Source organism: Pseudomonas sp. GW821-FHT07E12 (assembly GCF_058986605.1).
Window position 1 is genome coordinate 1 of sequence record NZ_JBYSVX010000063.1, and the last position, 12,252, is coordinate 12,252.

Sequence of the window (12,252 nt, forward strand, 5' to 3'; positions counted from 1 at the left end):
GCTGGACATTCGTCGGCAGCGTCGGGTGTGTATAAGAGACAGGGCTTTACCGGTAAAGCCCCATCGCGGCTGAAGCCGCTCCTACGATGTCCCGATAGCCTCATACGCCCATGTAGCGGTGCGGCCGATGGTTGAACATCAACACCAGGCTCAGCACCAGCGCCCCGATCGCCGAATACAGCAGCTTCTGCGGGGTCAGCACGAAGAACGCCACGCACATCAGCATCGCATCGAAGCTCATCTGCACCTTGCCGGCGCTCCAGCCACGCTCGCGCTGCAGATACACCGCCAGGATGCCCACTCCGCCCAGGCTGGCGCGATGGCGGATGAAGAACAGGATGCCCAGCCCGACCAGCGCGCCACCGACCAGCGCCGAGTACAGCGGACTCATGTGCGAATAATCGGCCCAGCGCGGCAGCAGATCGGTCAGCAGACCGCACACGCCCACCGCGACAAAGGTCTTGAGCGTGAACTCCCAGCCCATCCGCCGCACCGAGAGCCAATAGAACGGCAGGTTCACCAGCACGAACATCAGGCCGAAGTTCCAGCCCAGCGCGTAATGCAGCAGGAATGAGACCCCGGCCATGCCGCCGATCATGATCCCGCCCTTGGCGAACACCGCCAGGCCCAGCGAGCCCACCAGCGTCGCCAGCAGCATGCCCTGCACGTCCTCGGCGACGGAATGATGGTACGCACGGTCATCCGCCGGAGTGCCGGCCGAATCCGGTGGCGGCGTCAGCGGGCCCGCCGTGAAAACGGCGCCATCTTCGGGCAGGGGCTCCTGCTCCGGGCGGAGGTCGGTGTCGGGAAGGCTCACGTGCGGGTACTGCGGTGGGGTGGCGATATTAGACACCAGCCCTCACTTGGTTGCATGTAAAACTCTTGGACTGGCCGCCCTCAATGAGGCAGCGAGGAACCCATCAGGAAGAAAATCAGCGACCAGGCGAGGCTCACCAACTGCAGGAAGCCGACCGGTACCGCCCATAACCAGGTCCAGAGCGTGAATCGTTCACGCCGGGTCGGCATCATGCCGTGTGCGCGTTTGAAGCGACGCAATCTGACGTTGATCGGCAGTAACGGCACGAAGATGAGCAGGCTCAGCGCAGAAAATGGCGGCCCACCAAACCAGGTCAGCACCAACACCAGCATCGGCACGGCCAGCACGATCGCGACAACCGCCGCCGACACGCGCGATTGCCCCGTGATCAAAGCCAGCCGCCTGAAACAGCTGAACACCCACAACGGCATGAACGCCACTCGCCAGGCCGGCATGATGCCCGGTCGCTGCTCGATCAGCCGGATCGCCAGCCAATTTCGGTAGAACCAGTAGATGACATAGGCGCCGAAGGTCGTTACCCCCAGCACGCCCAACTTCAGCCCGCTCGGCGCGAACAGAATCTGTGCCGGCGTCGGCGCGGGACTCACCCTCTCTGTATTTTCGCCCGCCATCCAGTCAACGCACCTCGGCAATCTCGACCCCATCCAATCCCTGCGCCAGGGTCTTGGCGTCGCCCCCCTGCGAGAGCTTGATGCGCAGGCGCACCTCGTTCTGCGAGTCGGCGTAGCGCAGCGCGTCCTCGTAGCTGATCTCGCCGGCCTGGTACAGCTCGAACAGGCTCTGGTCGAAGGTCTTCATGCCGAGGTTGGTCGACTCCTTCATCACTTCCTTGATCTTGTGGATCTCGCCGTCGCGGATGTAGTCCTGCACCAGCGGGGTGCCGAGCAGGATCTCCAGCGCCACCCGGCGGCCCTTGCCGTCCGGGGTGGGCACCAGTTGCTGCGCGACCACGCCCTTGAGGTTGAGCGAGAGATCCATCAACAGCTGATGGCGGCGGTCTTCCGGGAAGAAGTTGATGATGCGGTCCATCGCCTGGTTGGCGTTGTTGGCATGCAGCGTGCACAGCACCAGGTGGCCGGTTTCGGCGAAGGAAATGGCGTGGTCCATGCCCTCGCGGGTACGCACCTCGCCGATCATGATCACGTCCGGCGCCTGCCGCAGGGTGTTCTTCAGCGCGCTGTCCCAGCTGTCGGTGTCGATGCCGACCTCGCGCTGGGTGATGATGCAGCCCTCGTGCTTGTGCACGAACTCGATCGGATCCTCGATGGTGATGATGTGGCCGGTCGAGTTCTGGTTGCGATAACCGATCATCGCCGCCAGCGAGGTGGACTTGCCGGTGCCGGTGGCGCCGACGAAGATGATGATGCCGCGCTTGGTCATCGCCAGCGTCTTGATCACCGGCGGCAGGTTCAGCTCGTCCACGGACGGGATGCGCGTCTCGATCCGGCGCAGCACCATGCCGACCTGGTTGCGCTGGTAGAAGCACGACACGCGGAAGCGGCCGATGCCGGCCACGCCGATCGCGAAGTTGCACTCGTGGGTCTTCTCGAACTCCTCGCGCTGCGCCGGCGTCATCACGTTCAGCACCAGATCGCGGCTCTGCTGCGCGGTCAGCGGCGTCTGCGTGACCGGGCTGATCTTGCCATGCACCTTGATCGACGGCGGCATGCCGGAGGTGATGAACAGGTCCGACGCCTTCTGATGCGCCATCAGCTTGAGGAACGAGGTGAAGTCGATGGTGCTCATTGGAATTCTCCGGGCTGGCGATGGAGGCCAGGGGCCAGGGGCCGGAGACCAGGGAAATACCGCTTCCCCTGGCCTCCGGCCCCCGGCCTCTGGTCCCTCACTCGAATATCCGCTTGTCCTTGGCGTACTCGCGCGCCTGGTTGCGGGTGATCAGGCTGCGCTTGACCAGGTCCTGCAGGTGCTGGTCGAGCGTCTGCATGCCGTACTGCTGGCCGGTCTGGATTGACGAATACATCTGCGCGACCTTGTCCTCGCGGATCAGGTTGCGGATGGCCGGGGTGCCGACCATGATTTCCCAGGCGGCGGTGCGACCGCCGCCGACCTTTTTCAGCAATGCCTGCGAGATCACCGCGCGCAGCGACTCGGACAGCATCGAGCGCACCATCGGCTTCTCGCCGGCCGGGAACACGTCGATGATGCGGTCGATGGTCTTGGCCGCCGAACTGGTGTGCAGCGTGCCGAACACCAGGTGGCCGGTTTCCGCCGCGGTCAGCGCCAGCCGGATCGTTTCCAGGTCGCGCAATTCGCCGACCAGGATGATGTCCGGGTCCTCGCGCAGCGCCGAACGCAGCGCCTCGTTGAAGCCGTGGGTGTCGCGATGCACCTCGCGCTGGTTGATCAGGCACTTCTGCGAGGTGTGGACGAATTCGATCGGGTCCTCGACGGTGAGGATATGGCCGTACTCGTTCTTGTTGATGAAGTCGATCATCGCCGCCAGCGTGGTCGACTTGCCCGAACCGGTCGGCCCGGTCACCAGGATCAGGCCCTGCGGCTGCTCGACCAGTTGGCGGAACAGCGGCGGGCACCCCAGGTCTTCCAGCGTCAGCACTTCCGAGGGAATCGTGCGGAACACCGCGCCGGCGCCGCGATTCTGGTTGAACGCATTGACACGGAAACGCGCCAGCGACGGAATCTCGAAGGAGAAGTCGACCTCGAGGAATTCCTCGTAATCGCGACGCTGCTTGTCCGACATGATGTCGTACACCAGCGCATGCACCTGCTTGTGGTCGAGCGCAGGAATGTTGATGCGACGCACATCACCGTCGACACGGATCATCGGCGGCAGGCCAGCGGACAGGTGCAGGTCCGATGCTTTGTTCTTTACAGAAAACGCCAATAGTTCAGCGATATCCATGCGCTGCTTTTCCCCGGGCTGCGACTGGAAGGATTTGTCCCCGGGCGGCAGTATAGCCTTCCCGCTCATTGCTGGAAGGCGTCCTACGTGCCGGTTTCACCGCTACAACAGATCCGATCGGACATGGACAACGCCGTCCGTGCTGCGGACAGGCCACAGGCCATGCTGCTGGCAGTGTCCAAGACCCAACCCGCTTCCGCCGTGGCCGCGCTCGCCGCGCAGGGCCAGCGCGCGTTCGGCGAGAACTACGTGCAGGAAGCGGCGGGCAAGATCGCCGAACTCGAACCGCTCGGGCTGGAATGGCACCTGATCGGCCACCTGCAGTCCAACAAGGCCGATCAGGCCGCGCAGTTGTTCGACTGGGTACAGACCGTGGATCGCCTCAAGCTGGTCGCCGCGCTGGCCAGGCACCGTGCGCCGGAGCGCGTGCCACTGAACGTGCTGATCCAGGTCAACATCGACGACGAGGCCAGCAAGTACGGCTGCACGCCGGAGGATGTGCCTGCACTCGCTGCCGCGATCGCCGCCGAACCGCGGCTGACACTGCGCGGATTGATGGCGATCCCGGCCCCGCATCCGCAGATCGAACGCCGCCGCGAGGCGTTCCAGCGCATGCGCGCGCTTTTCGATGCATTGGCCGTGCAGCATCCGCAGGTCGATACGCTGTCGATGGGCATGAGCAGCGACTTCGCCGAAGCCATCGCCGAAGGTGCGACGATGGTCCGCGTCGGCACTGCGCTGTTCGGCACGCGTCCGCGCCGGGATTAGGGGTTTGAGACCGGAATGACCAGCCGTTCGGCTGTGGAAAGCCGCAGGGGCGACACCCTCCAAGCGACACTTGATGGAAACGAATCTTATGGACGCGCCTAGCCATTACCCAGAAGCCCAGGACTTTGTCACAGCGATCACCCAACCATTCGACAGCGACCTGGGAAGCAAGGTCGTGACGCCATTCGGCATCGTCTGGTCGGATGCCATCAAGCTCGACAGAGACCTGGAGATCTACCACATCAGCGTGCAGGCGCTTGGACTGAGCTTCACCTTCAAGGACGCAGGCATGTTGTTCGAGGAGGAGTACCCCAACGTCGGCGACGGTCCATTCCTGATGACGGACTGCGCTTTCTGGGGCTATGAAGCCGAGTACGAAAGCTACAAGGGGCCGTTGTGGAAGGACCTGCAGTTCTCCGACACCGTGGCCGATGCCATCGCAAAGCTGGGAGCGCCGACCCGCGTCGGCCGCCTGGACATCCACGCCTGGGAGCTGCCCGACTTCACACTGACGATCCATTGGAAGAGTCCGGGCAAGATTCGAGTGATTTCCTACTGGATGAAGCGGGACTGACGTGCAGTGAGCCTTTTCAGCCTTCTAATGACCAAGAGTCAACACAGACAATGAGCAATCCCGAATTCCGGACCCCAGACCCTGACTCCATCGCCTTCATCGGCGGCGGCAACATGGCGCGCAGCCTGATCGCGGGCCTGGTGCGCCAGGGTGTTCCGGGGAAGCAGATCCGCGTGGCCGAGCCGGTGGACGTGCTGCGCGAGGCGCTGGTGCGCGACTTCGATGTGCAGGCGTTCACCTCGGCCGAGCAGGCCGCCACAGGCGCATCGATCTGGTTGATGGCGGTCAAACCGCAGGTGATGCGGGCGGTCTGCGCCAGCCTGAACGAGGCCGCCGCCGGCCATCCGCTGGTGGTGTCGATCGCCGCCGGCATCACCGGTGCCCAGCTCGATCGCTGGCTGGGCGGCGGCCAGGCGGTGGTGCGTGCGATGCCCAACACCCCGGCGCTGCTGGGTGCCGGCGTCACCGGTCTGCATGCCAATGCCCAGGTCAGCGCGACGCAGCGCGAACAGGCCGCTCGGCTGCTGGCCAGCGCCGGCGCCACCGTGTGGATCGACGAGGAAGCGCAGATGGACGCGGTCACCGCCGTGTCCGGCAGTGGCCCGGCCTACGTATTCCTGCTCGCCGAGGCGATGGAGGCGGCGGCGTTGCAGCAAGGCCTGCCACCGGAAGCGGCACGCACCCTGGTACTGCAGACCGTGCTCGGCGCCGCGCGCATGCTCACCGAGGCCGGCGAAGCCCCGGCCGAACTGCGCCGTCGCGTCACTTCACCGAATGGCACCACGCAGGCCGCGATCGAGACCTTCCAGGCCGGGGATTTCGAGGCGCTTACTGCCAAGGCGATCGCCAACGCGGCCGAACGTGGGCGGGAGCTTTCGGCGGCGAATGACTGAGGCCTGGGTTTCGTTACTAGGTTCTTGAATTCGTCATTCCCGCAACCTGTCATTCCCGCGAAGGCGGGAATCCATGGACTTTGGTTTTCAAAGGGTCAACGTCCCTGGATTCCCGCTTTCGCGGGAATGACGGATGAAGGTTTGTCGGGAGAGCTTCACCCTACCCACCGCTCCACCGCTGCGGCCCATCGCCCTGCTCGCTCAGCTTGTCGCCCGGATTGGCCAGCCAGCAGCGTCGCAATGACAGGCAGCCGCAGCCGATGCAATCGGTGAGCTGGTCACGCAGCTGTTGCAGCCGCACGATGCGCTCGTCCAGTTCGGCACGCCATGCCGCCGACATCCGCGCCCACTCCGCACGCGTCGGCGGACGCTGCTGCGGCAGCACCGACAATGCCTTCGCCACCGCTTCCAGCGGAATGCCAACCCGCTGCGCAACCCGGATCACCGCCAGCCGGCGCAGCACGTCACGCGCATAGCGGCGCTGGTTGCCGCTGGTACGCAGGCTGTGGATCAGCCCCTTGCGCTCGTAGAAATGCAGCGCCGACACCGCCACCCCGCTGCGATGCGCCACTTCGCCCACGCTCATTTCCGTCATCGCTTGACCTCGACCATGGTTGAGGTTGGATGCTGCCCGCCCCGCACCCCAGGTGCAAGCTCCCATCGAGACGTCGCCGCATGAGCTCCACCCCACTCCTTCACGGGCACCCCGAGCATGTCGCTGCGACCTCGGTCATGGCCGCGCCGTACCGGGCCACCACGCTGGGCATGGTCGCGCTGGTCTCGCTCAATGCCTTCGAGGCGCTGGCCGTGGCGACCGCGATGCCGACCGTCGCGCACGAGCTGGACGGATTACGGCTGTATGCGATGGCGTTCGGCGGCATGCTTGCGGCCAGCGTGGTCGGCATGACCCTGGCCGGCCGCGACTGCGACCGCAACGGTCCGGCACGGCCGCTCTGGAGTGGCCTGGCCACCTTCATCGCCGGCCTGCTGCTGGCCGGGCTGGCGCCCTCGATGCCGCTGCTGATCGCCGGGCGCGTGCTGCAGGGATTGGGCGCGGGCGCGACCTCGGTGGCGCTGTACGTGATGGTGGGGCGGCTGTATCCGCCGGCGCTGCGTCCGAAGGTGTTTTCGGCGTTCTCGGCCGGCTGGGTACTGCCGTCGCTGGTCGGCCCGGCGTTGGCCGGGTTGGTGGTGCAGCACCTGGGCTGGCGCTGGATCTTTCTCGGTGTACCGCTGATCGCACTGCCCGCCGCGGCGCTTCTATATCGCCCCCTGGCGTCACTACCGCCGGGACCGGCCGGCGATGCCGACGCACCGGTGCTGTGGCCATGGGCGCTGGGCACTGCGCTGGGCGTGCTGGCGATGTATGCCGCCGGCCAGTCGCATGGCCCCCTCGCGCTGGCGACGATGGCGATTGCCGTGGTCGCGCTGGCGCTCTGCGCGCGCCGGCTGGTGCCGCCGGGCACGCTACAGGCCGCGCGCGGCCTGCCCAGCGTGGTTCTCCTGCGCGGGCTGGCACCGGCCGCGTTCTTCGGCTGCGAGGCCTTCGTACCGCTGTTGCTGTCGCGCGAACGCGGGCTGTCGCCGGCGCTGGCCGGCATCGCGCTGAGCATCGGCGCGTTCAGCTGGTTCTGCGGCTCCTGGTACCAGGGCCACTACGCCGGCAACCGTTCGCGCGCTCGCCTGATCGCGCTCGGCGCCGCGCTGCTGGCGCTGGGCATCGGCATGACCGCCGCTGCGATCCACCCGGCCATGCCGATCACGATGGCGCTGGTCGGCTGGACCATCGCGGGCCTGGGCATGGGTCTGGCTTATCCGAGCCTGTCGGTGCTGGTCCTGCAGCTCTCGCCGCCGGGAACCGAGGGCCGCAACAGCTCCGCGCTGCAGCTCAGCGAGGCGATCGCGGTGGCGACGATGCTCGCGGTGGGCGGCTCGTTGTTCGCGCTGATGCTGGATCACCGCCCGGCGCTGGGCTATGCCTCGGCATTCGGACTGGCGCTGGTGCTGGCGTTGCTCGCCAGCCTGCTGGCGACACGCACGCGGCCGCACTGACCGCCGCCGGACGGCCGCCTCCCATCACGCAATCGCGGATGCGCGGCGACCGCCCGTTTCGTCAGGGATAGAGCATGCGCTTGGACCAGCGGCCGCCGACATCGCGGTCATAGCGCCAACGCTCGTGCAGGCGGAACTTGGCGCCGTACCAGAATTCGAAACGGTTCGGCACGACCCGGAAGCCGCCCCAGCCCTCCGGACGCGGCACATCGCGCCCCTCGAAGCCGGCTTCTACCTTCGTCAGGCTCTGCTCGAACTCCTCTCGCGAGCCCAGTGTCTGCGACTGCAGCGACGCCCAGGCGCCGATCTGGCTCATGCGCGGACGCGAGGCGAAATAGGCATCGGCCTCGGCCGCCGACACCCGCACCGTCTCGCCCTCGATCCGCACCTGCACGCCGGCCTCGCGCAGGCCGCGCCACAGGAACAGCAACGCAGCCTGCGGATTGGCCTGGAGCTCGCGCCCCTTGGCGCTGTCGATATGCGTGTAGAACACGAAACCGCGCTCATCGAAGCCCTTGAGCAGCACGGTGCGCGCGCTCGGCCGCCCTTCCAGGCTGGCGGTGGCCACAGTCATCGCGCTGGGTTCGATTTCGTCGCTGCGCCGGGCCTCGTCGTAGAGCTGGGCGAAGGTGGAAACGGCTTCGGCAAGGAGGTCGGTCATGGTCGAGAAGGCGTACGGATTGCCACTATTGTGGACGCATGGCCGCTGCCACGCATACCGCCATGCCGCGTCTGGCGGCCATCAGAGCGTCACCACCGCATCGGGCGCAAAGCGCCGCCCAGCAATGGTTTCATCAGCCAGCAAAGTCGAAGCCGGCGGGTACGGAGTGCTAGCATGAGGCCGATGAATCCCGCTCCGAATCTCGTGATGGTTGGCCCGATGGGTGCAGGCAAGACCTGCATCGGTCGCCGGCTGGCCGAGCGTTTCGGTCTGCAGTTCGTCGATGTCGACCACGCCATCGTCGAGCACGCCGGTGCCAGCATCCCGTCGATCTTCGAGCACTCCGGCGAAGCGGGTTTCCGTGAACACGAACGTATCGTGCTGGCCCGGATCCTGGCCGGCACCGGCCAACTGGTTTCGACCGGTGGCGGCGCGGTACTGGACGCCGAAAACCGGCGGCTGATCCGCGAGCGCGGCTTCGTGATCTATCTCAGTGTCGGTGTCGAGGCCCAGATGGAACGGTTGGCACGCGACCGCACCCGCCCGCTGCTGCAGCGTGAGGACCGCGGCCAGGTGCTGCACGACCTGGCGCTGCTGCGCACGCCGCTCTATCGCGAGGTCGCCGACCTCGTCATTGACACCGACTGGCTTTCCCCCGGCGAGGCCACCGCGCAGCTTGTGCTGCGGCTGGCCGCGCAATGGCAGACTTCGAGTACCGCCGCATGAGCTCTTCCGCCACACCCCGCACCGTCGATGTCGGCGGTGCGCAGCCCTACACCATCACGATCGGTCCTGACCTGCTTGATGACGGCCCGCGGCTGGCCGCAAACGTACGCGGCCGTCATGTACTGCTGCTCAGCGACTCGGCGGTGGCGCCGCTGTACGCCTGGCGCGTGCGCGAAGCCCTGCTGCAGACGCGCCCGGACCTGGTGGTCGGCGAGTTGGTGATCACGGCCGGCGAAGCCTCCAAGACCCTCAATACGTTCGGCTCGGCGATCGCTGCGCTGGCCGAGCTCGGTGCCACCCGCGACGCCTGCGTGTTCGCCCTCGGCGGCGGCGTGGTCGGCGACCTGGCTGGTTTTGCCGCGGCCTGCTGGATGCGCGGCGTGGATTGCGTGCAACTGCCGACCACGCTGCTGGCCATGGTCGATTCCTCGGTCGGCGGCAAGACCGCGGTGGACATCCCGCAGGGCAAGAACCTGGTCGGCGCATTCCATCCGCCGCGCGCGGTGATCGCCGATACCTCCACGCTGCACACCCTGCCCGCGCGCGAACTGCGCGCCGGGCTGGCCGAGGTGATCAAGTACGGCGGCATCCGTGATCCGCTGTTCTTCGAATGGCTCAATGCCGAACGCTCCGCGCTGCTCGCCGGCGATCACGCCGCGCTGACCCAGGCGATCGCGCGCAGCTGCGAGCACAAGGCCGAGATCGTCGAGCGCGACCCGCTGGAGAAGGGCGAGCGCGCCCTGCTCAACCTCGGCCACACCTTCGGTCATGCGATCGAGACCGAACAGGGCTATTCCAGCCCCGGCAGCGACAATCTCGTGCACGGCGAGGCCGTCGCGGTCGGCATGGTGCTGGCGGCGCGGTTGTCAGCAGCACTCGGCCTGGCCAACGACGCCGACACCGAAGCGCTGCGCGCATTGCTGAACCATTACGGCCTGCCCACCGCACTCCCGGCCGGACTCGCCCCCGAACGCCTGCTCGCGCGGATGCGGCTGGACAAGAAGAACGTCGCCGGCCGACTGCGGCTGGTGCTCTGGCGCGGCATCGGCAAGGCCGAAGTGGTCCCGGATGTGGACGAAGCAGCCGTCCTGGACGTGCTGCGCGCCGGTTGATGCAACCTGTGGGAGGGACTTCAGTCCCGACAGGCTTCATCGGCAAAGCCCGTCGGGACTGAAGTCCCTCCCACACGCCTTCCGGCGCCCGGACACCGGCAGCGGCTACAATTCGCGCCATGCGCGTATTCCTGCAACAACTCCCGATCGGCGAAGACTCGCCCCGCTACGTCCAGCTGACACTGCAACCCGACCTGTTCGGCGGCTGGGAGCTGCTGCGCGAGAGCGGCCAGATCGGCGGACGCGCACAACTGCGGCGCGAGCAGTTCCTGCTGCAGGACGAAGCCCACCGCGCATTCGAGAAGGCGCGCGACGCACAGCTCAAGCGCGGCTTCCAGGTCATGTTCATACGCGGCGCCGATGCGCCGCGCTGAGGATCTTTCATGCTGAAAAATGATCGCCTGCTGCGCGCACTGCGCCGGCAACCCGTGGACTGCACCCCGGTCTGGCTGATGCGCCAGGCGGGACGTTATCTGCCCGAGTACCGTGCCACCCGCACCAAGGCCGGCAGTTTCCTCGGCATGGCCAAGAACCCGGAAGTTGCCTGTGAGATCACCTTGCAGCCGCTGCGCCGCTTCCCGCTGGATGCGGCGATCCTGTTCTCGGACATCCTCACCGTGCCCGACGCGATGGGGCTGGAGCTGTATTTCGTCGAAGGCGAAGGTCCGAAATTCCGCCATCCGGTGCGCGATGCCGAGGCGATCGCCCGCCTGGCGGTGCCGGACATGGAGACCGAGCTGCGTTACGTGATGGACGCGGTGCGGCTGATCCGCCGTGAGCTGGACGGCAGCGTGCCGCTGATCGGCTTCGCCGGCAGCCCGTGGACGCTGGCCTGCTACATGATCGAGGGCGGCGGCAGCAAGGAATACTCGAAGATCAAGGCGATGGCGCTCAACGCGCCGGCATTGCTGCATCAGCTGTTGTCGGTGGTCACCAACGCGGTGATCGCCTACCTCGGTGCGCAGCGCGCGGCCGGCGTGCAGGCACTGCAGGTGTTCGACACCTGGGGCGGCGTGCTGAGCCCGGCGATGTACCGCGAGTTCTCGCTGCCTTACCTGGCGCGCATCGCCCACGAACTGGAACGCGGCGAAGGCGAGACACGTACGCCACTGATCCTGTTCGGCAAGGGCACGGGCGGCTACATCGAGGAACTGGCCGCCACCGGCGCCGACGCGATCGGCGTGGACTGGACGATCGACATCGGCGAAGCCGCACGCCGCACCGGCGGCAAGGTCGCACTGCAGGGCAATCTCGACCCGGCAGTGCTGTACGGCTCGCCCGAGGCGATCCGGCGCGAAGCCGGGCACGTGCTCGACAGCTATGCGGCCGGCAACGGCGGCTCGCGCGAGGGACACGTGTTCAACCTAGGTCACGGCATGTCGCCGGATATGAACCCCGAGCACGCGGCGGCGCTGGTCGAAGCGGTGCATGAGCTGAGCCGGCGCTGACAAGTCGATGGGGCGCGCCCGGCGACTTGGCCAGGGCGCGTGAGCAGATGACAGGGGCGTCGCGCGCCTGATCGCTCGAGGCCACCCAGAGTCGCTCCTACCAAGAACACCAGATCGTATCGCCACGCGCACGCAAAGGGATTGATCTTGCTGTGGCCGTTGCCGTTGCCGTTGCCGTTGCCGTTGCTCGTGATTTTGCAGTTGCCCTTGGCTTTTGACTTACCGGGGCCCCTGCCGCAGCGGCGGAGACGGCGGGAAAAACCCGCAGGGCGACGTGCATGGATGCACGTCGTTTTCTG

At 66.6% G+C, this 12,252-nt stretch carries 14 protein-coding genes; 8 read left to right on the forward strand and 6 right to left on the reverse strand.

Annotated features, from left to right (window positions below):
* Positions 1-100: 100 nt before the first annotated feature.
* From AC3WJE_RS20310 to AC3WJE_RS20325, 4 genes are all read right to left on the reverse strand, one after another.
* Positions 101-853, reverse strand: a complete 753-nt coding sequence (locus AC3WJE_RS20310; protein WP_493732654.1) for a YitT family protein — start codon at positions 851-853, stop codon at positions 101-103.
* Positions 854-897: 44 nt separating this feature from the next.
* Positions 898-1,449 (reverse strand): hypothetical protein, encoded by a 552-nt coding sequence (locus tag AC3WJE_RS20315; protein ID WP_493732655.1) that lies wholly within the window; start codon positions 1,447-1,449, stop codon positions 898-900.
* A gap of 4 nt (positions 1,450-1,453) precedes the next feature.
* Positions 1,454-2,575, reverse strand: a complete 1,122-nt coding sequence (locus AC3WJE_RS20320) for a PilT/PilU family type 4a pilus ATPase (protein WP_493732667.1) — start codon at positions 2,573-2,575, stop codon at positions 1,454-1,456.
* Between the two features lie 106 nt (positions 2,576-2,681).
* A complete protein-coding gene (locus AC3WJE_RS20325) occupies positions 2,682-3,719 on the reverse strand; it encodes a type IV pilus twitching motility protein PilT (protein WP_493732656.1) in 1,038 nt (345 codons plus the stop codon).
* A gap of 87 nt (positions 3,720-3,806) precedes the next feature.
* Here AC3WJE_RS20325 and AC3WJE_RS20330 point away from each other — a divergent pair, with 87 nt between their 5' ends.
* The 3 genes from AC3WJE_RS20330 (at position 3,807) to proC (ending at position 5,954) form a co-directional block, all read left to right on the forward strand.
* Positions 3,807-4,487 carry a YggS family pyridoxal phosphate-dependent enzyme gene (locus AC3WJE_RS20330; protein ID WP_493732657.1) on the forward strand — a complete coding sequence of 227 codons (681 nt, stop codon included), beginning with the start codon at positions 3,807-3,809 and terminating at the stop codon, positions 4,485-4,487.
* A gap of 88 nt (positions 4,488-4,575) precedes the next feature.
* A complete protein-coding gene (locus AC3WJE_RS20335; RefSeq protein ID WP_493732658.1) occupies positions 4,576-5,061 on the forward strand; it encodes a hypothetical protein in 486 nt (161 codons plus the stop codon).
* Between the two features lie 50 nt (positions 5,062-5,111).
* Positions 5,112-5,954 carry a pyrroline-5-carboxylate reductase gene (gene proC / locus AC3WJE_RS20340; RefSeq protein ID WP_493732659.1) on the forward strand — a complete coding sequence of 281 codons (843 nt, stop codon included), beginning with the start codon at positions 5,112-5,114 and terminating at the stop codon, positions 5,952-5,954.
* Between the two features lie 160 nt (positions 5,955-6,114).
* On the opposite strand, the gene soxR is transcribed toward proC, so the two are convergent.
* Positions 6,115-6,549 (reverse strand): redox-sensitive transcriptional activator SoxR, encoded by a 435-nt coding sequence (soxR, locus tag AC3WJE_RS20345; protein WP_493732660.1) that lies wholly within the window; start codon positions 6,547-6,549, stop codon positions 6,115-6,117.
* A gap of 80 nt (positions 6,550-6,629) precedes the next feature.
* On the opposite strand from soxR, the gene AC3WJE_RS20350 reads away from it, so the two are divergent.
* A complete protein-coding gene (locus AC3WJE_RS20350) occupies positions 6,630-8,006 on the forward strand; it encodes an MFS transporter (protein WP_493732661.1) in 1,377 nt (458 codons plus the stop codon).
* Between the two features lie 61 nt (positions 8,007-8,067).
* Here the strand turns inward: AC3WJE_RS20350 and pdxH are convergent, their stop codons facing one another.
* Positions 8,068-8,667 (reverse strand): pyridoxamine 5'-phosphate oxidase, encoded by a 600-nt coding sequence (gene pdxH, locus AC3WJE_RS20355; protein ID WP_493732662.1) that lies wholly within the window; start codon positions 8,665-8,667, stop codon positions 8,068-8,070.
* A gap of 183 nt (positions 8,668-8,850) precedes the next feature.
* On the opposite strand from pdxH, the gene AC3WJE_RS20360 reads away from it, so the two are divergent.
* The 4 genes from AC3WJE_RS20360 to hemE all read left to right on the forward strand — a co-directional run bounded on the left by AC3WJE_RS20360 (position 8,851) and on the right by hemE (position 11,953).
* Positions 8,851-9,393 (forward strand): shikimate kinase, encoded by a 543-nt coding sequence (locus AC3WJE_RS20360; protein WP_493732663.1) that lies wholly within the window; start codon positions 8,851-8,853, stop codon positions 9,391-9,393.
* Positions 9,390-10,505 carry a 3-dehydroquinate synthase gene (gene aroB / locus AC3WJE_RS20365; RefSeq protein ID WP_493732664.1) on the forward strand — a complete coding sequence of 372 codons (1,116 nt, stop codon included), beginning with the start codon at positions 9,390-9,392 and terminating at the stop codon, positions 10,503-10,505. The genes AC3WJE_RS20360 and aroB overlap by 4 nt, the downstream gene beginning before the upstream one ends.
* Positions 10,506-10,624: 119 nt before the next feature.
* A complete protein-coding gene (locus AC3WJE_RS20370) occupies positions 10,625-10,879 on the forward strand; it encodes a WGR domain-containing protein (protein ID WP_493732665.1) in 255 nt (84 codons plus the stop codon).
* A 9-nt stretch (positions 10,880-10,888) separates the two neighbouring features.
* The gene (hemE, locus tag AC3WJE_RS20375) at positions 10,889-11,953 is read left to right on the forward strand and encodes a uroporphyrinogen decarboxylase (protein WP_493732666.1); all 1,065 of its coding nucleotides are present in this window, start codon (positions 10,889-10,891) and stop codon (positions 11,951-11,953) included.
* The last annotated feature ends 299 nt before the right edge of the window (positions 11,954-12,252 follow it).

What these genes read in the sequence shown, in the direction of transcription:
- hemE (WP_493732666.1), top strand. Translation starts at nt 10,889, where the DNA reads ATGCTGAAAAATGATCGCCTGCTGCGCGCACTGCGCCGGCAACCCGTG.
- soxR (WP_493732660.1), bottom strand. Translation starts at nt 6,549, where the DNA reads ATGACGGAAATGAGCGTGGGCGAAGTGGCGCATCGCAGCGGGGTGGCG.
- proC (WP_493732659.1), top strand. Translation starts at nt 5,112, where the DNA reads ATGAGCAATCCCGAATTCCGGACCCCAGACCCTGACTCCATCGCCTTC.
- AC3WJE_RS20360 (WP_493732663.1), top strand. Translation starts at nt 8,851, where the DNA reads ATGAATCCCGCTCCGAATCTCGTGATGGTTGGCCCGATGGGTGCAGGC.
- pdxH (WP_493732662.1), bottom strand. Translation starts at nt 8,667, where the DNA reads ATGACCGACCTCCTTGCCGAAGCCGTTTCCACCTTCGCCCAGCTCTAC.
- AC3WJE_RS20325 (WP_493732656.1), bottom strand. Translation starts at nt 3,719, where the DNA reads ATGGATATCGCTGAACTATTGGCGTTTTCTGTAAAGAACAAAGCATCG.
- AC3WJE_RS20315 (WP_493732655.1), bottom strand. Translation starts at nt 1,449, where the DNA reads ATGGCGGGCGAAAATACAGAGAGGGTGAGTCCCGCGCCGACGCCGGCA.
- AC3WJE_RS20335 (WP_493732658.1), top strand. Translation starts at nt 4,576, where the DNA reads ATGGACGCGCCTAGCCATTACCCAGAAGCCCAGGACTTTGTCACAGCG.
- AC3WJE_RS20350 (WP_493732661.1), top strand. Translation starts at nt 6,630, where the DNA reads ATGAGCTCCACCCCACTCCTTCACGGGCACCCCGAGCATGTCGCTGCG.
- aroB (WP_493732664.1), top strand. Translation starts at nt 9,390, where the DNA reads ATGAGCTCTTCCGCCACACCCCGCACCGTCGATGTCGGCGGTGCGCAG.
- AC3WJE_RS20370 (WP_493732665.1), top strand. Translation starts at nt 10,625, where the DNA reads ATGCGCGTATTCCTGCAACAACTCCCGATCGGCGAAGACTCGCCCCGC.